The sequence below is a fragment of the Streptosporangium amethystogenes subsp. fukuiense genome, from assembly GCF_042665875.1.
Classification (GTDB): domain Bacteria; phylum Actinomycetota; class Actinomycetes; order Streptosporangiales; family Streptosporangiaceae; genus Streptosporangium; species Streptosporangium fukuiense.
The window spans coordinates 2,313,931-2,335,310 of the sequence record NZ_JBHTEE010000001.1; the positions used below are offsets into that span (position 1 = coordinate 2,313,931).

The 21,380-nt window shown below is 70.7% G+C and carries 18 protein-coding genes and 1 pseudogene; 10 read left to right on the plus strand and 9 right to left on the minus strand.

Translation table 11 applies throughout. The annotated features are described in order from the left end of the window. The first annotated feature begins 92 nt into the window (after positions 1-92). The 3 genes from ACFQVD_RS10180 to ACFQVD_RS10190 all read left to right on the plus strand — a co-directional run bounded on the left by ACFQVD_RS10180 (position 93) and on the right by ACFQVD_RS10190 (position 2,469). Complete coding sequence (locus tag ACFQVD_RS10180) at positions 93-1,124, plus strand: permease (protein ID WP_343969600.1); 1,032 nt, start codon at positions 93-95, stop codon at positions 1,122-1,124. 67 nt (positions 1,125-1,191) lie between these two features. Then, entirely contained in the window at positions 1,192-1,968 is a 777-nt protein-coding gene (locus tag ACFQVD_RS10185; RefSeq protein ID WP_343969597.1) for a TIGR03943 family putative permease subunit, read from the plus strand. Positions 1,969-2,265: 297 nt separating this feature from the next. Beyond that, positions 2,266-2,469 (plus strand): DUF2795 domain-containing protein, encoded by a 204-nt coding sequence (locus tag ACFQVD_RS10190; RefSeq protein ID WP_343969594.1) that lies wholly within the window; start codon positions 2,266-2,268, stop codon positions 2,467-2,469. 11 nt (positions 2,470-2,480) lie between these two features. On the opposite strand, the gene ACFQVD_RS10195 is transcribed toward ACFQVD_RS10190, so the two are convergent. Then, on the minus strand, positions 2,481-2,684 hold the full coding sequence (locus tag ACFQVD_RS10195; RefSeq protein ID WP_343969591.1) for a hypothetical protein: 204 nt from the start codon (positions 2,682-2,684) through the stop codon (positions 2,481-2,483). 208 nt (positions 2,685-2,892) lie between these two features. On the opposite strand from ACFQVD_RS10195, the gene ACFQVD_RS10200 reads away from it, so the two are divergent. Then, on the plus strand, positions 2,893-3,705 hold the full coding sequence (locus ACFQVD_RS10200; RefSeq protein WP_343969588.1) for an aminoglycoside 3'-phosphotransferase: 813 nt from the start codon (positions 2,893-2,895) through the stop codon (positions 3,703-3,705). Between the two features lie 4 nt (positions 3,706-3,709). On the opposite strand, the gene ACFQVD_RS10205 is transcribed toward ACFQVD_RS10200, so the two are convergent. Both ACFQVD_RS10205 and ACFQVD_RS10210 read right to left on the minus strand, forming a co-directional pair. After that, complete coding sequence (locus tag ACFQVD_RS10205; protein WP_343969585.1) at positions 3,710-3,832, minus strand: hypothetical protein; 123 nt, start codon at positions 3,830-3,832, stop codon at positions 3,710-3,712. Beyond that, a complete protein-coding gene (locus ACFQVD_RS10210) occupies positions 3,829-4,698 on the minus strand; it encodes a bile acid:sodium symporter family protein (protein ID WP_343969582.1) in 870 nt (289 codons plus the stop codon). The genes ACFQVD_RS10205 and ACFQVD_RS10210 overlap by 4 nt, the downstream gene beginning before the upstream one ends. Positions 4,699-5,139: 441 nt before the next feature. On the opposite strand from ACFQVD_RS10210, the gene ACFQVD_RS10215 reads away from it, so the two are divergent. Beyond that, positions 5,140-5,604, plus strand: coding sequence for a (R)-mandelonitrile lyase (locus tag ACFQVD_RS10215; RefSeq protein WP_343969579.1), 465 nt, complete (start codon positions 5,140-5,142; stop codon positions 5,602-5,604). 138 nt (positions 5,605-5,742) lie between these two features. Here the strand turns inward: ACFQVD_RS10215 and ACFQVD_RS10220 are convergent, their stop codons facing one another. Further along, positions 5,743-6,621: an alpha/beta fold hydrolase gene (locus ACFQVD_RS10220; RefSeq protein ID WP_343969576.1), complete on the minus strand. Its 879-nt coding sequence runs from the start codon at positions 6,619-6,621 to the stop codon at positions 5,743-5,745. A gap of 157 nt (positions 6,622-6,778) precedes the next feature. On the opposite strand from ACFQVD_RS10220, the gene ACFQVD_RS10225 reads away from it, so the two are divergent. Continuing rightward, the gene (locus ACFQVD_RS10225) at positions 6,779-10,159 is read left to right on the plus strand and encodes a BTAD domain-containing putative transcriptional regulator (protein ID WP_386270922.1); all 3,381 of its coding nucleotides are present in this window, start codon (positions 6,779-6,781) and stop codon (positions 10,157-10,159) included. Positions 10,160-10,454: 295 nt separating this feature from the next. Here ACFQVD_RS10225 and ACFQVD_RS10230 read toward each other — a convergent pair whose 3' ends face one another. Continuing rightward, complete coding sequence (locus ACFQVD_RS10230) at positions 10,455-11,771, minus strand: NAD(P)/FAD-dependent oxidoreductase (protein ID WP_343969570.1); 1,317 nt, start codon at positions 11,769-11,771, stop codon at positions 10,455-10,457. 136 nt (positions 11,772-11,907) lie between these two features. On the opposite strand from ACFQVD_RS10230, the gene ACFQVD_RS10235 reads away from it, so the two are divergent. From ACFQVD_RS10235 to ACFQVD_RS10250, 4 genes and pseudogenes are all read left to right on the plus strand, one after another. Further along, positions 11,908-12,507, plus strand: coding sequence for a TetR/AcrR family transcriptional regulator (locus tag ACFQVD_RS10235; protein ID WP_343969567.1), 600 nt, complete (start codon positions 11,908-11,910; stop codon positions 12,505-12,507). Between the two features lie 107 nt (positions 12,508-12,614). Then, positions 12,615-14,432: a hydroxysqualene dehydroxylase gene (locus ACFQVD_RS10240; RefSeq protein WP_343969564.1), complete on the plus strand. Its 1,818-nt coding sequence runs from the start codon at positions 12,615-12,617 to the stop codon at positions 14,430-14,432. A gap of 451 nt (positions 14,433-14,883) precedes the next feature. Beyond that, entirely contained in the window at positions 14,884-16,497 is a 1,614-nt protein-coding gene (locus tag ACFQVD_RS10245; RefSeq protein WP_343969561.1) for a long-chain-fatty-acid--CoA ligase, read from the plus strand. A 217-nt stretch (positions 16,498-16,714) separates the two neighbouring features. Then, positions 16,715-17,212: pseudogene (locus ACFQVD_RS10250) on the plus strand (IS5 family transposase); the annotation flags it as partial. Between the two features lie 131 nt (positions 17,213-17,343). Here ACFQVD_RS10250 and ACFQVD_RS10255 read toward each other — a convergent pair. From ACFQVD_RS10255 to ACFQVD_RS10270, 4 genes are all read right to left on the minus strand, one after another. Beyond that, on the minus strand, positions 17,344-18,003 hold the full coding sequence (locus ACFQVD_RS10255) for a DsbA family oxidoreductase (RefSeq protein WP_343969558.1): 660 nt from the start codon (positions 18,001-18,003) through the stop codon (positions 17,344-17,346). A gap of 86 nt (positions 18,004-18,089) precedes the next feature. After that, the gene (locus ACFQVD_RS10260) at positions 18,090-18,452 is read right to left on the minus strand and encodes an antibiotic biosynthesis monooxygenase family protein (RefSeq protein WP_386270926.1); all 363 of its coding nucleotides are present in this window, start codon (positions 18,450-18,452) and stop codon (positions 18,090-18,092) included. 56 nt (positions 18,453-18,508) lie between these two features. Then, positions 18,509-19,867 carry a WD40 repeat domain-containing protein gene (locus ACFQVD_RS10265; protein ID WP_343969551.1) on the minus strand — a complete coding sequence of 453 codons (1,359 nt, stop codon included), beginning with the start codon at positions 19,865-19,867 and terminating at the stop codon, positions 18,509-18,511. Further along, positions 19,854-20,705: a WD40 repeat domain-containing protein gene (locus tag ACFQVD_RS10270; RefSeq protein ID WP_343969548.1), complete on the minus strand. Its 852-nt coding sequence runs from the start codon at positions 20,703-20,705 to the stop codon at positions 19,854-19,856. Before ACFQVD_RS10270 ends, ACFQVD_RS10265 begins: the two co-directional genes overlap by 14 nt. Positions 20,706-21,380 lie beyond the last annotated feature (675 nt).

The window sequence follows — 21,380 nt, forward strand, 5'->3', positions numbered from 1 at the left end:
GAAAGAAGGCAGCCCGACGGCTCCGCGCCCCGCCGTGCTCAAAGATCAAGATCTTGTCAGGAACAATGTGATGACCTGACACGATAGGGCGCATGTCTGAGCTCCGAACCGGTCCGCCGAGGGAGTGGACCGACGACGACAGCCCGGTCCCACCTGACTCCTGGGGGCGTTCTCGCTCCGCGAGAAGCGCTCTGCCATGGGGGTTCATGCTCGTCATCGTGTTGCTGGCGGTGGGCCGGTTCACGTTGGCACCGCACCTGACCGCGCCCGCGCTGCAGACGTGGGCCACGATCTTCGTGGCGATCTGCGTGCAGGCGCTGCCGTTCCTGGTCTTCGGGGTGGCGCTGTCGGCGGCGATCACGGCGTTCGTCCCGGCGTCGTTCTGGACCAGGGCGCTGCCGAGGAATCCGGCCATCGCGGTGCCGGTCGCGGGGGCGGCGGGAGCGGTGTTGCCGGGGTGCGAGTGCGCCTCGGTCCCGGTCGCCTCGGGATTGATGGCCCGGGGGGTGACCCCGGCCGCCGCACTGGCATTCCTGCTCGCCTCTCCCGCGATCAACCCGATCGTGCTGGTCGCGACCGCCGTCGCCTTTCCCGGGCAGCCGCTGATGGTGCTGGCCAGGTTCGGGGCGTCGCTGACCGTGGCGGTGCTGGTCGGCTGGCTCTGGCTGAGATTCGGCCGCAGCCAGTGGCTGCGCGTTCCCTCCCGCCCGCACGGCGAGGGCCCGGGATGGACGCGGTTCGGCGAGGCGATGCGACACGACCTGCTGCACGCGGGCGGGTTCCTCATCGTCGGCGGGCTGGCCGCGGCCACGCTGAACGTCGCCGTTCCCCGCGAGTGGCTGGCCGCGGTCGCCGAGGTGCCGTGGCTGGCCATTCTGGTCATGGCGCTGCTGGCGGTGTTGCTGTCGATCTGCTCGGAGGCCGACGCGTTCGTGGCGGCCTCGATGACCGCGTTCTCCCCCACCGCGAAGCTGGCCTTCCTGGTGGTCGGGCCGATGGTCGACCTGAAACTGATCGCGCTGCAGGCCGGCACGTTCGGTGGCGCTTTCACAGCCAGGTTCGTCCCGCTGACCTTCGCGCTCGCCGTCCTGGTCAGCACGCTTTTCGGATGGTTGCTGCTGTGATGTCCTCACGGTCTTCGAAAGACCGCCGGCCCAGGCTCGGCCTGGCGAAAGGAACTCGCGAATCCTTATGAACCGTGTCACCCAGAACCTCGTCCTGACCCTGCTGGGTTGCGCGGTGCTACAGATCTCGGCGTTCTCCACGACCTATCTCAACTACGTCAAACCCGGCTTCCGGCCGTTTCTCATCGGCGCCGGTACGGTACTGGTGGTCCTCGGCGTCATCGGGCTGCTCCAGGCCGCGGGGGCGAAGAAGGGCACGGAGGGCAGGACCGATGGGCGCCCTCTCGCACCGCACCACTCGGACGAGCACGACCGGCCCGGCGAAAACACGCACGGGCACCCGCACGGCGGGCCCCGGGTCGCGTGGCTGCTGTGCCTGCCGGTGTTCGCGATCTTCCTGATCGCACCCCCCGCGCTGGGCTCGTTCGCCGCCTCCCGGGATGACACCCCGCCGCCCCGCGACCAGCCCCTGAGCGCCTTCCCCCCGCTGGCCGGCGACGGCCCGGTGGACATGCCGATCGGTGAGTTCATCGGCCGAGCCTGGGACGACGACAAGAAGTCCCTCACCGGGCGTGAGGTCAGACTGACCGGTTTCGTCGTCCCCGCGAAGAAAAAGGGACAGTGGTACGTCACCCGCATGCAGCTCGCCTGCTGCGCCGCGGACGCGTTCCCGCTGAAGGTCACCGTCAGGGGATTGCAGGCACCGCCCGCCGACACGTGGATCGAGGTCACGGGCACCTGGATCCCCCAGACGTTCAAGAAGATGCCCGCCGGAGTCGTCCACCCCCAGCTCACCGGCAAGAGCCTCACAAGAATCGAGACCCCCGACGAGCCGTACGAGTAGGCCGGCCAGGTCTCCTCGGCCCCGGGCGATAACGCGGCGGGCAGGGGACACCTGTCCAAGGTGCCGATCGCGGCGGGGTTTTGGGCCCGACCCCGCTCACCCGGCCTTCCCGCCCCTGACAGCGAAGATCTTCGAGTCGGTTTCCCCTGATGTTTGCCCAGTGCAAGGCGGGTATGCCCCTGCCACGACGCACGAAAGGAACAGCAGATGGAACGAGACAGAGACGATAGCGGGCAAAGTCTGGGCGTCAATCACGCACACCAGCCAGGATCACCCGAAGGGTTGAGCGCCCAAGAGGTGGACAGCCGAAGCGACCTGGCCAGGTGGATCAGCGGCACACATGTTTTTCCGGCCGACCGCGAGACGTTGCTGAAGCGGGCGAGATCCCAGTCGGCGCCCGACGAGGTGCTCTCCGCCATCCGGTCGCTGCCCGATCGCACCTACCAGAACATGGAAGGCGTCGCCCAGGCGCTCGGCCTCGCCGAAGAGCAGCACGACTGAGCGCACCACGCTCACGGCCGTTCGGACAACTCGCAGCTTTCGCCCCTGGCCAAGTAGGTGCCCCGGCTCCCCTGACCGCTGCGTTCGACGTGGTCGCGGAAGTCGGCGAGCGGAGAGCTGAAGACGCCGTGATCGTCGTAGTGCACCGGCAGCACACGGCGCGGATTGATCAGATTCACCCGGTCCGCGCCCTGCCGGCCGTCCATCGTCACCATCAGGACGCTCCTCCGCCCGGAGCTCGTGGTCACGCCAGGTACTCAGCCCAACCGCCGCACCGAAGCCCTGCCGCCTCAGCTTCCGCGCGGCCTGCGGTGTCGTCTTCCCGTTCTCCCCGGGATGGGCCCGGGTCCGCGGCGGCGTGTCGCTTTGCCGTTCCCTGACCCGCCTGTCGTCGGCGACGCCCCCTTGGGAGATCCTGTCTCCATGAGCCGCCCCGTCATCTCCGAGATCCCAGTCGGTCCGGTGACCGTCCCCGCCGTCGTCACGGCGCTCGCCGACGGCGACACCGTCACCCCGGTGTGGCGCAACGAACTCGGCGGCCTGACCTTCCGCCTCGAAGGCGGGCATGAGGACGTCAGGTACGTCAAGTGGGTCGCCGCCGGCACTCCGGAGATCGATCTCCCCGGCGAGGCGGAACGCCTGACCTGGGCGCGGCGATGGGCGACCGTCCCGCGGGTCGTCGAACACGGTACGGACGCCGACGGCACGTGGCTGGTCACGGCGGCACTCCCTGGCCGCTCCGCGGTGGACCCCCGCTGGATCGCCGACCCGCCGACCGCGGCGGCCGCGATCGGCCGAGGGCTGCGCCTGCTCCACGACGCCCTGCCCGTGGAGCAGTGCCCGTTCGACTGGTCCGTCGATCGGCGGCTCGCCCGCGCCGACGAGCGCATCGCCGACGGCGAGGGACCGGCCGGCTGGTTCCCCGAGCACCGGCACCTGGGCCTCGCCGAAGCCCGGGCACGAATCGGCGATCCGCCTGCGATCGACCGCCTCGTCGTCTGCCACGGGGACGCGTGCGTCCCCAACACCCTGCTGCACGACGACGGCATGTTCGCCGCGCACGTCGACCTGGACTCACTCGGGGTGGCCGACCGGTGGGCGGACCTCGCGGTCGCCGCGTGGAGCACGGAATGGAACTACGGCCCGGGGTACGACGGGGTCGTATACGACGCGTACGGGATCGTCCCAGACCCGGAACGCATCGCCTACTACCGCCTGCTGTGGGACATGGCGTGACCGGTCACACCTGATCGGCGTCCATGCTCGCGGTGGCACGCACCGGGAACGGGCGCGTGCCACCGCGACTTTCCGGATCCCACACGTACGCCTCGTCGATCGAGGCACGGGCGGGCAGGGCGATCACCGGTCCGAAGGCATCGGCTCTGTCGTGCGAGATCTGAGCAGGAACCCTGCCGCTGCCGCGGTGAAGAACATCAGCACGCCATAGGTCGCGGCCGGGACGGCCATCTGGGAGCTGTTCAGCAGGGAGAGCGCCACCGCGATCGACAGCGTGGCGTTGTGGATCCCGATCTCCATGCAGGAGGCGACGGCCTGGCCGCGCTCCACTCCGGCCAGGCGCGGCGCCCAGTAGCCGACGATCAGGCTGATCACGCTGAACACCAGCGTGATCAGGCCCACCGACTGGATGTAGCCGCTGAGGTTGTCGAGCTCCTGAAGCAGGGCACCGGCGATCACCAGCGCCAGGATGACCGCTGAGGCGATCTTCACGGGCGTGTTCATCCGTTCGGCGAAGCTCCGTGCCCTGGCGCGGACCGCCATGCCGACGGCGACCGGAACCAGCACGATCGCCATCACCTGCAGGCTCTTGTCGAACTGCAGGCCGAGCGTGCCCGAGCCGACCTCGAAGTAGGACAGCGACAGGTTGGTCACCAGGGGCAGCGTCACGACCGCCAGTACCGAGTTGATCGCGGTCAGCGTCACGTTGAGCGCGACGTCACCGCCGAACAGATGGCTGTAGAGGTTGGCCGTCGTGCCGCCGGGCGAGGCGGCCAGCAACATCATGCCGACGGCGAGCGCCGACGGCAGGTCGAAGAGGACCACCAGGCCGAAGCAGATCGCGGGCAGCACCAGGATCTGGCAGCCGAGCGCCACGACGGTGGCCTTGGGGTAGACGACGACACGGCGGAAATCGGAGATCGTCAGGCTCAGCCCGAGGCCGAACATGATGATCGCCAACGCGATGGGCAGGAGGGTTCCGGCAAGAGCCATGGGGGATGCTCCTTATCAGCGATCTGTCGCTGGGGCGGCGTGGTGCCGTAGCTGAGGTACCACCCACACGATCATCGTCACGGTCATGGCGGTGAGCAACCCATCGACACAGATCGTCACCTGCCGTACACCGCCGCGGTCCCATACGGCAGGTCGGCGACCACGGCCCCGAGTTCGAGGCGAATGTGGTGATCGACACACGTGACCGGTGCTTTCATCGGCAGCGCAAGGAGTGGGCGCCCTCCCCCGGTTCGTTTTGGAATCGCGAAAGCTCGGCAAAGGCGTCGCTGAATCACGGCCCAGGGGGCAGCCCTCGTTGTGGGTGCCGCTTGAGCCCTGCCCGGGGCTCGGCCACACGGAGGTCACATGGCCGCGTGGCAGCAGGCGGGCACGTCGTGAGGGTTCGCCGAAGCGGCCGTCCAGTGCGGGAGGAGAGCGACCATGGAGATCGTGAAGCAGCCGCCGACCAGTAAGGCGCCGGCCGAGTGGTTCACCGGGGATGTCTGGTGGGACGTCATCTACGCGGGCCAGGAGCCGTCGCGGGCGCGCGCGAACATGGTCAGGTTCGCGCCCGGCGGCCGGACCGCCTGGCATTCCCACTCCCTGGGCCAGACCCTGTACATCGTCGAGGGCGTCGCGCTGATCCAGTCGCGCGGGGGCGTGCTGATCGAGGCCCATCCCGGCGACATCGTCCACACGCCGCCGCGCGAGGAGCACTGGCACGGCGCCGCCCCGGACCAGTTCATGATCCATCTGGCGTTGTGGGAGAGCCCCGGCCCGGGCGGAGGTCCGGAGACCACCTGGCTGGAGCACGTGAGCGACACCGACTACCTCGGCCCGCGCGCCGGCACCCGCCACCGACCGACCACCGGCGGGACGGGCACCGCCCCCCGCTCAGCCCGCTGATCACCGCCCTGGTACTGCTCCCGGCCCCGTTCCGCTCCAGGCCGGTACGGAGGCTGTCGATCACCTGCGACGGTCCTCCCACTCCCCACCACGAAGGAGACAGGCCGATCCACCGCCGCCGCCACGACGGGGGCGGGTCTACCTGGCCAGAAGGTCGCGCAGCGCCTTGACGACATCGGCGGGGGCCTCTTCGGCCATGAAGTGGCCACAGGAGACGGTGGCGTGTTCCTGGTGGGGCGCCCACGCCTCCCACAGGGCGGCGGCGTCGAAGCCGAGGGCCGCGCCCCAGTCCTGCTGCAGGACGGCCACCGGCATGCGCAGCCGGTTCCCGGCCCGGCGGTCTGCCTGGTCGTGCTCGACGTCGACGGCGGCCGACGCCCGGTAGTCGGCGACGATGGAGGGGACGGCTTCGCGGGAGGCCTTCAGGTAGGCGGCGCGGATGTCGGCGGGAATCGCCTCCGGATTCCGGGTCCAGATGTCCAGGAAGTAGCCGAAGAAGGCGTCCGCGCTGGCGCTGATCATCTGTTCGGGCAGGCTGGGCGGCTGGGCCATCAGGTAGAGATGAAAGCCGACGGCGGCTGAGGTGCCGTGCATCACGTCCCACATGTCCAGCGTCGGCAGGACGTCGAGCGAGGCGAGATGAGTGATCGCATCGGGGTGGTCCAGCCCGGCGCGGATGGCGACCAGGGCACCCCGGTCGTGGCCCGCCAGGGCGAAACGCTCGTGGCCGAAGGCGCGCGCGAGGGCGACGACGTCGGCGGCCATGGTGCGCTTGGAATAGGTGTGCCCATCGGTGTCGGCCGGCTTGTCGCTGTCACCGTAGCCGCGCAGGTCGGGGCAGATGACGGTGTGATCGGAGGCCAGGTCGGCGGCGACGTGCCGCCACATCAGGTGGGTCTGGGGGAAGCCGTGCAACAGCACGACGGGGCTGCCGGAGCCGCCTGCGGCGACGTTGAGCGACACGCCTTCGGTGACGGTGACGCGCTGGTAGTCGAATCCGGTGATCCTGGGTTCCACGGCGAGGACCCTTTCCGCTAGGCCCGTCTGTTCTTGTCGGGCGGCTGCGTCCAGCCTGCCCGCCGGCGCTCAGCAGCCGGTCAGCGGCGGCTGAGCGGCGGCTGAGCGGCGCTGCCGACAAGGGCCCGGCCGAGACGGCCGGATAACATCGGGTGACATGACCAGCGAGGCGACGGCACGAGCGGTGACCTTCGGTGTGCTGGGCCCGCTGGAGGCTTCGGACGAGCACGGCCCGCTTCCGTTGAAAGGTCCCCGGCACCGGGCGGTACTGGCGCGGCTGCTGATCGCCAGGGGCGAGGTCGTCCCGGTCGACCGCCTGGTCGACGATCTGTGGGACCGGCCCCCGGGCGGGGCGGTCGGGGTGATCCAGACGTTCGTCTCCGCGCTGCGCCGCGCGCTGGAACCGGACCGTCCTCCCCGGCAGCCCGCCCGGCTGCTGGTGACGGCCTCCCCCGGCTACACGCTACGGGCGGAGCGGCGGTCGGTGGACGCCTGGCGGTTCGAGGCGGCGGCGGGTGAGGCCGGCTCGCTGCTGGCGGCGGGGCGGGCCGGGGAGGCGCTGGTCGGCCTGGAGGAGGCGCTGGCCCTGTGGCAGGGCCCGGCGTACGCGGAGTTCGCGGAGGAGGCGTGGGCACGCGGAGAGATCGCCCGCCTGGACGGCCTGCGGCTGCTGGCCGTGGAGCGGCGCGCGGAGGCGCTGCTGGAGCTGGGGCTGGCCGCCGAGGCGGTGCCTGACCTGGAGGCCCACGCCGCGGGCCATCCGCTGCGCGAGGACGCCTGGAAGCTGCTGGCGCTGTCGCTGTACCGGTCGGGCCGGCAGGGCGATGCCCTGGCCGTCCTGCGCCGGGCCCGGGAGGTGCTGGTCGGGGAACTGGGCGTGGATCCCGGCCCCGGGCTGCGAGGGCTGGAGGCCGACATCCTCGCCCAGGCCCCCCACCTCACCGCCCCGGCCAAGACCGGCGGCGGCGTCATGCCGTCACCGCGGGAGGCGGCGGTGACGTACCCGGCGCCCGCTGATCCTGCCGGGCGGCCGTTCGTCGGGCGCGCGCGGGAGCTGGGTCGCCTGGAAGAGGCCGCCGCGACCGCCGTGCGGCGGGGCAGGCCCGTCCTGGCCCTGGTCTCCGGCGACGCCGGCGCGGGAAAGACCGCGCTCGCCGAGGCGCTCACGGGCACGCTGACGGCGCGGGGCTGGACCACGGCGTGGGGCCGCAGCCCCGAGCATGACGGGGTGCCCGGCACCTGGCCGTGGACACAGATCGTCGAGGGCCTGGCCGCCGCCGGGGCCGGGCCCGCCCCCGCCTTGGTCCCTGTGCCGGACGGCACGGCGACCACACCGTCCGCGGCCCGGTTTCGCATGCACCACGCGGTCGCCTCCTACCTGGCCGGGGCAGCGCGGCGAGCACCGGTGATGATGGTCTTCGACGACCTGCACCGGGCGGCGGCGGAGACTCTGGACCTGCTGACCACGCTGGTGACGGAATCCGCCGCCGGGCCGGCACTGCTCGTCGGGACCTACCGGGCCACCGAGATCTCCCCCGCCCTGACCGACGCGCTCGCCGGGTTCGCCCGCGTGGAACCGGCCCGGGTGTACGTGGGCGGCCTGTCCGAGACGGCCACGGGCGAGCTCGTCCGTACCGTCGTCCAGCGGGACCTGGACGCACGGACCGCGCAGGTGATCCACCGGCGCAGCGGCGGCAACCCGTTCTTCGTCCGCGAGCTCGCGCGGCTGGTCAACGCCGAGGGACCCGCGGCGCTCGACGCCGTTCCCGCGGGCGTGCGGGACGTCATCCGCCACCGCCTGGCGCGGCTGCCGCGACCGGCACAAACGGTGCTGCGGCAGGCGGCCGTGATCGGCCGGGACGTCGACGTGGACGTGCTGGTCGCCCTCGCGGCGGACGAGGACCTGGTGGTCGACGCCCTGGAGTCCGCGCTGCTCGCGGGCTTTCTGACCGAGCGGGAACCGGGCCGGCTGCGGTTCGCCCACGCCCTGGTGCGCGACACGCTCTACGACGACGTCTCCGGGCCACGTCGGGCGCGCTGGCACGCCGCCGTCGCCGAGACGATCGAACAGCTGAACCCGGGTGACATCACCTCGCTCGCCCACCACTTCGGCCACGCCGAGAGCCGGTCCACGGCCGCCCGAGCCGCCCGCTACGCTCGCGCGGCGGCGCTGCAGGCCGAGCGGGGATTCGCCCCGCACGAGGCGGCACGGCTGTGGCGGCAGGCCCTCGCCGCCCACGACCGGGCGGCGGAGGGCGACGTGCGCAGCCGGCTGGAGGCGGTCATGGGCATGGTGCGGGCACTGGCCGTGACCGGCTCCCTGGAAAGCGCCAGGCAGTACCGCGCGGAGGCGATCGCCACAGCCGAGGAACTCGGCGACCCGCAGCTGACCGCCGAGGTGATCAGCGCCTTCGACGTGCCCGCGATCTGGACCCGCAACGACGACGAGGACCTCGCCCGGCAGATCGTCCATGTGATCGAACGCACTCTGACCGCCCTGCCCGAGGGCCAGGCGGCACAGCGCAGCCGTCTGCTGAGCGTCCTCGCCCTGGAACTTCGCGGCGTCCCCACCGACCGCGGACGCCGGGCGGCGCGGGAGGCGGAGGCGATCGCCCGCCGGCTGGGAGACCCGGCCCTGCTCGCCCTCGCCCTCAACGGCCGCTTCATGCAGGCCTTCCAGCAGGCCGGCATGGCCCCGCGTCGTGCCCGGATCGGCGATGAACTGGTTGATCTGGCCACCCGGCACCACCTGGTGACCTTCGAGGTGCTCGGACACCTCATCCTCATCCAGGCCCACTCCGCGCTCGCCGACTTCGTCACGGCCGACGCGCACGCCGCGGCCGCGGACCGTCTCGCCGAACAGCACGACATTCCCCTCGCGGGCGTGTTCACCCAGTGGTACGCCGCTCTGCGGCTGGCCGTCACCGGCCCCCTGGCCGAGGCGGAGGCCGCCTACCGCGCCGCGAGCACCGCACTCGCCGGCAGCGGCATGCCGGGGATGGAACAGGGCGTTCTCCCTCTGGCCCTGCTGTGCCTGCGCATCCAGCGGGGCGAGCGGCCGGAGGCGGACGAGGAGGCGGGCTGGGGCCCGTACGCGCCTTGGGCCCGCCCCCTGATCCTGCTCGACGCGGGCCGCCGCGACGAAGCCGAAGTGGCCGCCAGGGCCCTCCCCGACTCACCCCGCGACCTGCTCTACGAAGTCCGCACCTGCCTCGCCGCCCGGGCGGCCATCGGTGTCGGCGACCGATCGGCGATGGAGCGTGCCTACGCCCGGCTACGCCCCGCCTCGGGGGAACTGGCCGGAGCGGGCAGCGGCCTGCTCACCCTCGGCCCGGTGGCGCTTCACCTCGGCGATCTCGCCGTCGTTCTCGGGCGCCGCGACGAGGCCGCGGACCATTACCGGCAGGCGCTGGCGATCGCGGACAAGGCCGCCGCGACGCTCTGGACGACCGCCGCCCGCGACGCACTCGACCGCCTTGACAGCGAACGACCGGACACCTCTCCGGCGACCGGTCTCCGGAGAGAGCGGCGTCTGTGACAGCGGCCGGGTTCGGCCCGGCGCATATGCGCGATCCTCGCTGTTGACAGGCGGCCGCCAGGTGCGTCCAAGGGCAGCGGGCCGGTCGGCGATCGGGCGAGCACCCTTCACGCGGAGGATCCGCCATGAGTTCGCACTCGGCGCCCTGTACCCGACGTAGCGCGATCGCACGTCGTCTCCCGCTCTTCGAGTTCCGGGCACCGCTGTGAGTGCTCGGCCGGTTCCGGTGGGGAACCGGCCCGCGAGGCCGTCACGAACGCGCCCGGAGCGCCGTCCCCGTGCGCGCCGATGTCCCTCAGGCCAGCAGCCGTTTCGCCTCTCCCCGGTTCTGGGCCAGTTCGCGCACCGCGCTGCCCACTCCTGCCAGCACCGCCGTACGCTCGGCGGGGTTGTGCCGGAGCGCGCGCACGGCCGCGCGGGCCAGGCCGTTCACGGCCAGGGTCTCCCGCGGATCCCGTATCCGGGAGTACACCTCCAACAGGCCGCGCACTCCTCTCGGCCCCCCGATCAGCGCCCGCAGCAGTTCGAACTGCACGTGCGCCAGACCGTCACCCCGCCCGAGCAGGTTCGTCCAGTGGTAGGTGTGCACGCACTGCTCGTCCCGCTTCCGCTCCCAGGCCCGCGTCGCCCGGTCGAGCGCGACCTGGTCGTCCAGGACAGCGGCGGTCTCGCCCAGGAGCCGCCCGAATCGTACGGCGTCACGGATGCCCTGCGCCGTGACCGGGTCCTTGAAGTGCCCCGCGTCTCCGACCAGGACCCAGCCCGGCCCTGACGAGCGGCGGAAGTAGGACGGGTGCTCCGCGGAGCTGACGATCTTCGTAGTCCGGGTGCAGCCCTCCAGGCGCGCGGCCAGCCCCGGCACCAACCCGACGGTCCGGTCGAACTCCGCCTCCAGGTTGCCCCGGAAGTCGGCGACCCGCTCCACCGGCGGCATCAGCAGCACCATCGCCAGTCCCCCGTCGCACGGGAAGGCGTTGCCCAGCTCGTAGCCGGTCAGCCACATCGCGGCGGTGGAGCGCCACTCGTCGCGAGGGTCCTCGTAGTAGGCGTAGTAGCAGGCCCTGCCGTTGGCGTGGGTGATGCGCGGGTGTTCGGCGCCGACCAGGCGCGCGACGGTCGAGCGGCGGCCGTCCGCGCCGACGACCAGGTGGGCGCGGATCTCGTACTCCTGGCCCTTGGGGTCACGGACCCGTACACCGACGGCCCGGTCCCTCTCCCAGAGCAGGTCGATGACGCGGTGCCCCTCCCGGATCTCCGCTCCGCTCTCGCGGGCCGTCTCGACGAGGGCCGTGTCCAGGGCGGCGCGCCGGACGCACATCCCGTAGTCGATCCCGTCGACGGGGGTGTAGCCGCCCCCCGCGTCGAGGCCCGGGCCGCCGACGTGCGCACGGGAGAGCCGGGGGGCGCCGGCCTTCTCGACGCGTTCCAGGGCACCGACTCGGGCCAACTCGGCGACGCCGCCGGCGAAGAGCAGGTGAGTGGAGACGGTCGTGCTGGGGAAGCGCGCCGGATCCACCGCGATCACCCGGCGCCCCTGCCTGGCCAGTGCCGTCGCGGCCGCGGATCCCGCGCAGCGCGCTCCGGCGATGACGACATCGGCGTGTTCGCTCATCGGACCTCCCGCAGACAGTCCGTCATAACCGACGAAGATGTCGGTTATGGGAACAGTAAGTCAGCACTGACCGACGAGTCAACGCCCCGCCGGAGGTAGTCTGCGGGACGTGGAGACCGAGGAACCGAAAAAGCGCATGCGGGGATCAGTTCGGCGCGCGCACATCACCGAGGCGGCCCTGACCGTCTTCGCGGCCCGGGGCTACCACGCCACCGCGATGGAGGAGATCGCGACGGCGGCAGGGGTGACCCGCTCGGTCCTGTACGACCACTTCCCGTCCAAGCGGGTGTTGCTGATCACGGTTCTGCAGGAGCAGAACGCGCTGCTGGTGGAGCACATCGGTGCCCGCATCACCGGATCGGGATCCCCCGGCCAGCGACTGCGCGCCACTCTGGACGCGTACTTCAGCTTCGCCGAGCACCGCCCCATGGCCCGCCGCCTGCTGTTCGACCACACCGACGAGAACGACCCCGAGATCAAGGCGGTCCGCTGGGGCATCAGGGAGACCCGGACGCGGGCGGTCGCCGTGATGCTCGCGCGTGACCTGAGCCGTCTCGGATTCGACGCGGAGACCGAGATCGCCCAGGCGGTGGTCGAGTTGCTGCTCTCCAGCACGGACGGCCTGGCCCAGTGGTGGGCGCGGCATCCGTCGGTGCCACGCGAGGAACTGGTCAACGCGGCCATGCGCGTCCTGTGGAACGGGCTGTCCCAGGTGACCGAGCCCGATCCTCGCTAGCGCCCCTGTTTCGCTTTGCGCACATTTCAGTCTTGACAGACGTTAGCCGTGCGTTCATTGTTCCGCCTAGCTGAACCAACAGAGGTGTCGGTTAGCTTGGAGGATCGATGGAAGAGCAAGAAAGCCGAGACGGCAGTCGAGGCACACTCGGCCGGCGTCGGTTCGTCACGGGCGCGATGGCCGCCGCGGCCGCCGCGACGGTCGGGCCACTGGTGGGTGCGCCGGGAGCCAGGGCGGCCGCCCCCTCCTTGCTGACCGCGTCGGTCACGGGCAAGCGGGTAGCGATCTTCGGCGCCGGGATGGGCGGACTGAGCGCCGCCCAGGAGTTGGCCGAGCGTGGTTTCCAGGTCACCGTCTATGAGCGCAAGTCCCTCGGCGGCAAATCCCGGAGCATTCCGGTGCCGGGGACCGCCGCGGGCGGGCGCCGGAATCTGCCCGGTGAGCACGGCTTCCGCTTCTTCCCCGGCTTCTACCAGAATCTCCCCGACACGATGAGCCGCATCCCGTTCGGCAACGGCAACACCAGGGACAGCCTCGTCAACGCACAACTGGAGGTGATCGCCTACAAGGGCCAGCAGCTCCGCATCCCGGTGCCCGGCAGCCTCGGCGGAGTGCTCACCCCGGATTCGCTCAGGGACTACCTGATGACCGCCCTCAGCGCCGTCAGAACGGTCCCGCTGCTGCAGATCGAGTTCTTCGTCTCCAAGATCATCGCGTTCGCCACCAGCGGCCCCCGACGGCGCCTGGGCCAGTGGGAGAACATGGCGTTCTCCGACTTCATCAAGTCGAGCGCGATGTCGGAGGACTACCGGGAACTGCTGGTGAAGATGTTCACCGCCTCCCTGGTGGCCGCCCAGCCGGACAAGGCCAACACCCGCACCATGGGTCTGATGTTCGAGGCGCTCGCCTTCAGCGCGATCGGCCTCGGCCCGTACGGCCCGCCCGACCGGGTGCTCAACGGCCCGTCGAACGAGGTGTGGATCGACCCCTGGATCAGCCATCTCACCGGGCTCGGCGTCGAGTTCAAGGTCGGCTGGACCGCCACCGGGTTCACCCACAGCGGTGGCCGCATCACCGGCGCGCAGGTGACCGACCCCACCGGGGCCGCCGGGACCGTCACCGCCGACCACTATGTGGCGGCCCTGCCCGTCGAGAGGCTGCAGCCCCTGCTGACGACCTCGATGAAGACCGCCGACTCCTCACTGGCCCGGCTCTCGAACCTCGAGACGGACTGGATGAACGGCGTGATGATCTATCTGAGGGAGCCCCGCCCGATCGCACTGGGGCACCTCATCTACGCGGGCAGCCCGTGGGCGCTCACCTCGATCAGCCAGGCCCAGTTCTGGAAGAACGACTTCGCCGGGACGTACGGAGACGGCACGGTCACCGACTGCCTCTCCCTCGACCTGTCGGACTGGAACACCCCGGGCATCCTGTTCGGGAAGACCGCCAAGCAGTGCACCCGGCCGCAGATCGTGCAGGAGGTCCTCGCGCAGGTGCGCGCCGCCCTGCCAGGCGGCGCGGCGCTGCTGCCCGACTCGCTCGTGCACTCCTGGTTCGTCGACCCGGCGATCACCGGCGAGGCCACGTCCACCGTGGCCAACGACGAGCCGTTGCTCATCAACACCCCCAGTTCCTGGAGTAACCGCCCCAAGGCCACGACCAATATCCCCAACTTCTACCTCGCCGCGGACTTCGTCCGTAACAGCATCAACCTCGCCACCATGGAGGGGGCCAACGAGGCGGGACGAATGGCGGCGAACGCCATTCTGGACGCCGCCGGATCGTCGGCGGCCAAGGCGACGCTGTACGAGCTCTACCTGCCCCCCGAGTTCAACGCGCTCTACGCCCTCGACGACACCCGCTACGCGCTGGGCCTGCCCAACAAGTTCGACCTGTTCTCCCCGTACTGGCCAGGGCACTGATCAGCGGCCCTCGGAGCCCGGCCGCCCGGTCCGGCTCCAGGAGCCGGCTCCCTCCTGACGCCCACGGTGCGCACCGCGCGGGACAGGACGAATTCACGCTCGCCGAGGCGGCGCCCACCTGTCGACCGCGCGGGTCGCCGGCCCCAGCGCCCACCGCGCCTGCGCCTGCGCCTCGGCGGGCTACCGACCCATCGCCGACCGACGGAACGGCTCCCTGCCGGAAGGCGTTTCCGCCGGTCGCGACGGTGGCGTTGGAGCCGATGTCGATCTCCGTCGCGCATCGGAGGGAGCCCGGTAAGTGCGTCTTGACAGAACAATCATCCAATAGCAGATTGGGCGGCCAGTCCCGATCTCCCCCTTTCCCCGCAGGTCCGGTAACGGTTCGCCCGCCATCTCCTCGGCGGGCCGGCGCGAAGACCGGACCGCCCTGTTCGTCACTGACGGAGGAATCTTGTCTTCCACCCGGAACACCGACTCCCGCTTCCCGCATACGCCCGTGACGCTGCCCGGCGGCGGCCTCAACTGGCTGGATCAGGTCGCCCGCCACGCCCGGCACATCCCCGACCGGGTCGCATTGCGCTTCGAGGGAGTCTCCACCACCTGGGCGGAACTCCACCGGCGGGTGCTGGCGCTGGCGACGGGTCTGGCCACCGAGGGCGTGGGACGGGGCGATCGGGTGGCGATCCTGATGACCAACCGGCCGGAGTACGTGGAGGCGGTGCTCGCGATCAACCTGCTGGGCGCGCTCGCTGTCCCGCTGAACTTCCGGCTCACCGCCGACGAGATCACCTTCATCCTGAAGGACAGCGGCTCCGTCGCGCTGATCGCCGACCAGGCTCTCGCCCCGGCCGTGGCGGCGGTGCGCGGCACGCTCTCGTCCCCGGCGACGTGTGTGGTCGTCGGCGCGGACCCGGCCCAGGCCGGGCCGGAAACCCTGAACTACGCCGATCTGGCCGGCGCGTCCACCGCGGAACCGCCCGCCGCCGACATCGACGAGCGCTGGCCCGCGCTGATCATGTACACCTCCGGGACGACAGGGCACCCGAAGGGCGCCGTGCTGTCGCACCTGAACCTGGCCGGGCAGTCCGGCACGCTGATCCGGTACTGGCGGCTGCATCTCGACGACGACGTGAACCTGTGCGCCTCGCCGATGTTCCACATCGCCGCGCTCGGCACGATCGCGCCGTCCATCGCGACCGGCGGCACCACCGTCATCGTGCCGAGCAAGCAGTTCGATCCCGACGACCTGCTGCGGACCGTGGAGAGCGAACGGGTCACCCACCTGTTCCTGGTCCCGGCGCAGTGGCAGCAGGTCATCGCCCATCCGGGGGCGCCCGCCCTCGCCACCCGCCTGCGCGCCATGTCCTGGGGGGCCGCGCCGGCGAGCGTCACCCTGCTGCAGGCCATGGCCGACACCTTCCCCGGAGTCCCCAACGTCGCGGTCTTCGGTCAGACCGAGATGTCACCGGTCACCTGCGCCCTCGAGGGCGAGGACGCGCTGCGGAAGATCGGCTCGGTCGGCCGTCCCGTCCCGGCGGTGAGCGTCCGCGTGGTGGACGAGGAGATGCGCGACGTCGCGCCCGGCGAGGTCGGCGAGATCGTGTACCGCGGTCCCACCCTGATGTCGGGGTACTGGAACAATCCCGAGGCCACCGCCGAGGCGTTCGCCGGAGGCTGGTTCCACTCCGGAGACCTGGTCCGCGCCGACGAGGAGGGCTTCGTCTACGTCGTCGACCGCAAGAAAGACATGATCATCTCGGGTGGTGAGAACATCTACTGCGCCGAGGTCGAGAACGTGCTGGCCGGGCATCCGGCGGTGGCCGACGTCGCGATCGTCGGCGCGCCGCACCCGCGCTGGGGGGAGACCCCGGTCGCCGTGGTGGTCCCGGCCGACCCGCTCGCCCCGCCCACCCTGGACGAGCTGACCGAGTGGTGCCAGAGCCGGCTGGCGTCCTACAAGAAGCCGACACGCCTGCAGGTCATGGAGGCACTGCCCCGCAACGCCTCGGGAAAGGTGCTCAAGCCGGTGCTCCGCCAGGCCGTCGGAACCACCCCGCCGGATTAGGGCCCGTACGGGGTTGAGATCAGCGGGATTCGCCTGCGCGGTGGTTTGCGGTCCTGGTAGGCCATCGCTATGGCGCGTGGGGATCTCACTGACGAGGAATGGTCCTTGATCGATCCTCATCTGCCCTTGGGTGAGCGCGGTCCGATCCCGGACCTGCGGCAGCGGTTCAATGCGGTGATGTGACGGTTTCGTACCGGCAGTCCGGGACGGGGACGGACGCCGGCGGTTACGACGGCGGCGCCGAATACGGCCGACGGTGGCCGGGCTGGGCCGCTCTCGGGGCGGGCTGACCAGCAAGGTCCACCTGTCGGCCGACCGGCGATGCCGTCCGCTGTCCTTCGTCCTGACCCCGGGCCAAGCCGGCGACAGCCCACGGCTCCGCGCCGTCCTGGCCCGGATCAAGGTCCGGCTGCCCGTCGGTCGCCCACGCACCCGCCCGGCCGCGGTGGCCGCCGACAAGGCCTACTCCTCCCGCGGCAACCGCCTCTATCTGCGCAGGCGCCACATCAAGGCCGTCATCCCCGAAAAGACCGACCAGGCGGCCAACCACAAGAACCGCGGCTCCCGTGGCGGCCGCCCGCTCAGCCATGATGCAGAGCTCTACAAGCAGCGCAACACGGCCGAACGGTGCATCAACCGGATCAAAGAGTGGCGCGCTCTGGCCTTCCGCTCCGACAAGACCCCCGAAAGCCACCTCGCGGGCCTTCATCTACGCGGCGTGCCCACTCCACAAAGTTGTGCCGTCGGTCCACCGAGCATGACCGGGCAACCCGATACCGATGTCCATCGCAGATGCGATTCCTTCCAGAAAGAGCTCGTGGGCAAAGGGCGTGACCGGAGCACCCGTCACCCGGGCCGGTCAAGTGTGGCCGGGGCGGTGTGTGAGCCGGTCGGATCGTGTTCCAGCAGCCGCTGCAGTTCGGCGACGGGCTGGACTCCCGAGACCGGCGGGCGGCCGTCGATCACCAGGCTCGGAACGCCGGTGACGCCGTGCTCGGCCGCGCGGCGCCGGTCGGCGCGCACCTGTCCGGCGTACTCGTCACCGGCCAGGACGGCGCGCACCTCATCGCCGTCCAGCCCGGCCTCACCGCCTAGGCGCTGCAGGACCTGCGCATCGGCCACGTTGAGACCCTCGGTGTGGTACGCGTGCAGCAGCAGCTCCATCATCTGGTCGGCCCGGCCGCGGTCGGCGGCCAGCTTGCTCAGCCGGTGCGCGTCGAAGGTGTTCACCGGACGGGCCAGGTGCAGGTTCAGCTCTAGGCCTTCCGCTGCACCCAGCGACCGGATCCGTGCAACGCGGGCGGGCGCCTGCTCGCCCCACCAGCCGGCCATGGCCTCGGCGGCGGTCGGGCCGGGAATCCGGCCTTCCTCCGGCGCGAGCTCGTAGCTGCGCCAGATCATCTCAACGCGGTCGCGGCCGGTATGCGCGGCCAATGCGGTGGTCAGGCGTCTTTTACCGATGTAGCACCAGGGACACAGCACATCGGCGTATATCTCAAGCTTCATGAAACGTCCTGCACAGTGATCGTGGTTGATCGAAGGTGGTTGGTCTCAGCCGGCGGCATGGGCGGCGCCGCCAGCGGTTCGGGCGATCAGGCATCCCGGCGCTGGGGCCCGGGACCGACTTCCCGAACGACGGTGTAGGTAGGCACTCCGGTCATGCGTGGTTCGGCCTTGCCGGAAAGGCTCTCCAGCGCCTTGCCGATGGCGGCCGTCCGGCCATCGGTGTCGGAAGTCTCCACGAAGTGGCGGTAGTCCGCCTCGCTCGCCCAGTGCACGATGTTGTACACGCGGGTGCCGTCGGTGCTCACGTGGAAACGGGCCGAGCGGTACCCGGGGTAGAAACGCACCCACCGCTCCTGGATCTCCGCGAAGGCCTCCACAAGCTCACGCTGCGTGTCAAAGCCATCGACGGTGTAGTCAATGATCGAATAGAAACCGGAATCCGTGCTCAAGGAACACACTCCTCAAGGTCTGCTGTGGGCGGGCCCCGGCCGCCCATCGTGCAATCTCAACCACGGTTGAGGTCAAGCACACCCCTGGCACGGAGGCGTAACCGCCCCTGCCCTACTTCCGGGACGCGGCAATTCCGGCATCGGCATCGCCGAGACACTGCGCACCCGGGTCCGCCAGGCACAGATCGACGAGGGCTGCCGCCCCGGCCGCGCCACCGATGAATCCGGCGGGACTTCACCGCAACCCGGCCGAATGCCGCCTGGGTGGCCACGTCCCACAGCCGAATGGTGGCGTCCTGGCCCGCGCCGGCGACCAGGTCACCCTCCGGAGCGAAGGCGAGGCTCCGCACGATGCCGGCATGGCCGACGAGCGGCTGGCCGACCTGACGGCGGGTCTCCATGTCCCACAGCCGGATCGTCCGATCAGCGCCTGCGGTGGCCAGCAACGTGCCTTCCGCGCTGAAGGCCAAGTCCGCCACATTGGCGCGGTGAGCATGCAGCACGGCGATCCGCTGACGGCTTGCGGTGTCCCACAACCGGACCGTCCCGTCGGCCATGCCGACCGCCAGGAGACGCCCATCCGGGCTGAACGCCACGGACACACCTGCTGCGTCCACGAGCGCGGCGCCGATCTGGCGGTGGCGGCGAACGTCCCAGAACCGCAGGGTGCCATCGATACCGGAGCTGGCAAGCAGGCCGCCGTCGGAGCTGAAGTCCAGGGCGAGCACCAAAGCCGTGGAGAATTCGGGGCTCTCAGTGTGGCCGAGCAGCGGCAGGCCATTTCGCCGTTGGGTGGGCACGTCCCACAGCTGGATGGTTCCGTCGGTCTCGCCGATTGCCAGGGTCTTTCCGTCGGGGCCGAACACTACGGGGCCGCTGTAGCCCAACTCCGCTTTGGCGATGAGGTCGCCGAACCGCCGCCGCGCGGTCACATCCCAGAGGCGGCCGCCGGTGACGCTGGAGGTCGCGACGGTGCGTCCGTCGGAGGCCAGGTCCATCGCGTGGATCGTCTCACCGCCCTTCTGAGTGAGCGGCCGACCGACCTGGCGCCCAGTGGCAAGATCCCAGATGCGCACGGTGCCCTCTTCACCCGCACTGGCCAGGGTGCGGCCGTCGGCGGAGACGGCGAGGTCGAGGGCGGGGCCGATGTGGCCGATGAACGGCACGCTCACCTGGCGGCGGGCGCGGGTGTCGTACAGGACGATCACATTGCCTTCGCCCACGGTGACCAGCGTCGTGCCGTCGGGGGTAAGCGCCAGCGACAGCCCGGCTCTGGTGATGGGCTCGCCGATTTGCTTGCTGGTGGCGAGGTCCCAGAACCGTATGGTTTCGTCGCTGTCCACACTGATCAAAGTGGTGCCGTCGGGGGTGAAGGCGATCCGCCACGCCGCGACGTTGCCGCTACTGGAGACCATAAGCGGGCTGAGGTTGAAACCGTCTGCGACGTCCCACAGGCGAATCGCGCCGTCGGCGCCCGCTGAAATCTTCTGTCATGACCTCGCTCGCCACGACGAGCAGGCTGCCGTCGCGGGTGAAGGCGAGGTCATTGACGAGTTCCTCCGGGCTGGTCATCGGTCTGCCGACCGCACGGCCTGTGGCCATGTCCCACAGCCGGACCGTGCCGTCGTCGCCACCTCCTGCCACGATTCCCCCCTTGGGACTGATGGCGACTGCGTTGACGCGCCCGGTGTGCCCGCTGAAGACGGCCCGAGCAGGGGCCGGCGTGGTCGTGATCAGGGCACGCCGGGCCTCGGGGGTGGGGGCGACGCTCCAGGCGGTGGCGGCCAGCAGGGGTACCTCCGTCAACTCTGCGCCAAACGTGGAGGCGTACTCCCAGCGCGGCGACGCCTCCGTCAGCCCGGCGAGCCGGGTGCCCCGGTAGAGGAACGCCGGATCACGGCCGTGCCGCAGCCATTCGCGCGCGTCGTCGTCGAGTTGCCGCCGAACCAGGAGAGTCGCGCGGTCGGTCTGGATCCAGGTACGCAGCTGTGGCCAGGCATGGGTCAGGGCTTCGTGGGTGATCTCGGCTCTGTCCTCGTCGACAGAAACCAGGCGGGCACGGACGAAGCGGTCCAGGACCTTGCGCGCGATGCCGTGATCCGGCGAGGCCGGCGGGGGGGAACAGGTCGGCCAGGAGGATGCTGCGGCTCCGGCCATCCGCAGCGGCAGGTCGTGGTAGGCGGCGTCCCACGCCTGCCGGTCCCCCAGGTCTGCGGGTAGTGGCCGGCCGGATTCCAGAAATCGTCCAGGCATGGCGCACGTCCCCGACCTACAGATGGAGCTGCAACAACAGCGTCAAGCTCAACCTCTCCGCGGTGCTTGACGCGGCGCTCCAAGTCGTCGGTGCGACTGCCACGGTCATCTCGATCGTCGCTTGAGCAAACCTGATCAGCGAGAGCCACCTGAGCGGGCGGCCCTGAGGAGGGTTTCGAACCTACGCACACTCACCAGGGCCACCTGGGCGCAGGCTCGGCCAATGCAGAGCCCGACGCAAGCGGGTGCCCCGGCCTTCCGGCCGGGGCACCCGCTCTGTTCGGCGCCTTACAAGTTTGTGCCGGCATGGACGGTTCGGATATCCGGGCGATGAAGTGCCGTGGCCGCCCTTCCATCGACGTCTGATGCGCCGCCTCCCCGGCTTGGGCCCCGACCACCGGCCCATAAGGGAGATACGCATTAATCGCGTGGTGGGCCTTCTCCGCATCGGTCAGCTCGAACTCGGCGAGCGTCATCGATTCTCGGCCGCGAAGAAGGCGGCCGCTTTTTCAAGGACGCCAGTTTCTCGCGCAGCTCGGCGTTCTACCGCTCCAGTTCGCGGACCCGCGCCCGCTCCGGCCCGGTGGCCCAACGGCGCCGCCGCTGCCGTGGGCTTGCTCACCCACCTGCTCGACCACCACCGCGACAAGCAATAACCGGCGTCAGCTTCTCGGC

Excerpts from the sequence above, each read along its gene's own strand:
- ACFQVD_RS10180 (WP_343969600.1), top strand. The coding sequence starts at position 93 with ATGTCTGAGCTCCGAACCGGTCCGCCGAGGGAGTGGACCGACGACGAC.
- ACFQVD_RS10185 (WP_343969597.1), top strand. The coding sequence starts at position 1,192 with ATGAACCGTGTCACCCAGAACCTCGTCCTGACCCTGCTGGGTTGCGCG.
- ACFQVD_RS10195 (WP_343969591.1), bottom strand. The coding sequence starts at position 2,684 with ATGGTGACGATGGACGGCCGGCAGGGCGCGGACCGGGTGAATCTGATC.
- ACFQVD_RS10200 (WP_343969588.1), top strand. The coding sequence starts at position 2,893 with ATGAGCCGCCCCGTCATCTCCGAGATCCCAGTCGGTCCGGTGACCGTC.
- ACFQVD_RS10210 (WP_343969582.1), bottom strand. The coding sequence starts at position 4,698 with ATGGCTCTTGCCGGAACCCTCCTGCCCATCGCGTTGGCGATCATCATG.
- ACFQVD_RS10215 (WP_343969579.1), top strand. The coding sequence starts at position 5,140 with ATGGAGATCGTGAAGCAGCCGCCGACCAGTAAGGCGCCGGCCGAGTGG.
- ACFQVD_RS10225 (WP_386270922.1), top strand. The coding sequence starts at position 6,779 with ATGACCAGCGAGGCGACGGCACGAGCGGTGACCTTCGGTGTGCTGGGC.
- ACFQVD_RS10230 (WP_343969570.1), bottom strand. The coding sequence starts at position 11,771 with ATGAGCGAACACGCCGATGTCGTCATCGCCGGAGCGCGCTGCGCGGGA.
- ACFQVD_RS10235 (WP_343969567.1), top strand. The coding sequence starts at position 11,908 with ATGCGGGGATCAGTTCGGCGCGCGCACATCACCGAGGCGGCCCTGACC.
- ACFQVD_RS10240 (WP_343969564.1), top strand. The coding sequence starts at position 12,615 with ATGGAAGAGCAAGAAAGCCGAGACGGCAGTCGAGGCACACTCGGCCGG.
- ACFQVD_RS10255 (WP_343969558.1), bottom strand. The coding sequence starts at position 18,003 with ATGAAGCTTGAGATATACGCCGATGTGCTGTGTCCCTGGTGCTACATC.
- ACFQVD_RS10265 (WP_343969551.1), bottom strand. The coding sequence starts at position 19,867 with ATGGTCTCCAGTAGCGGCAACGTCGCGGCGTGGCGGATCGCCTTCACC.
- ACFQVD_RS10270 (WP_343969548.1), bottom strand. The coding sequence starts at position 20,705 with ATGCCTGGACGATTTCTGGAATCCGGCCGGCCACTACCCGCAGACCTG.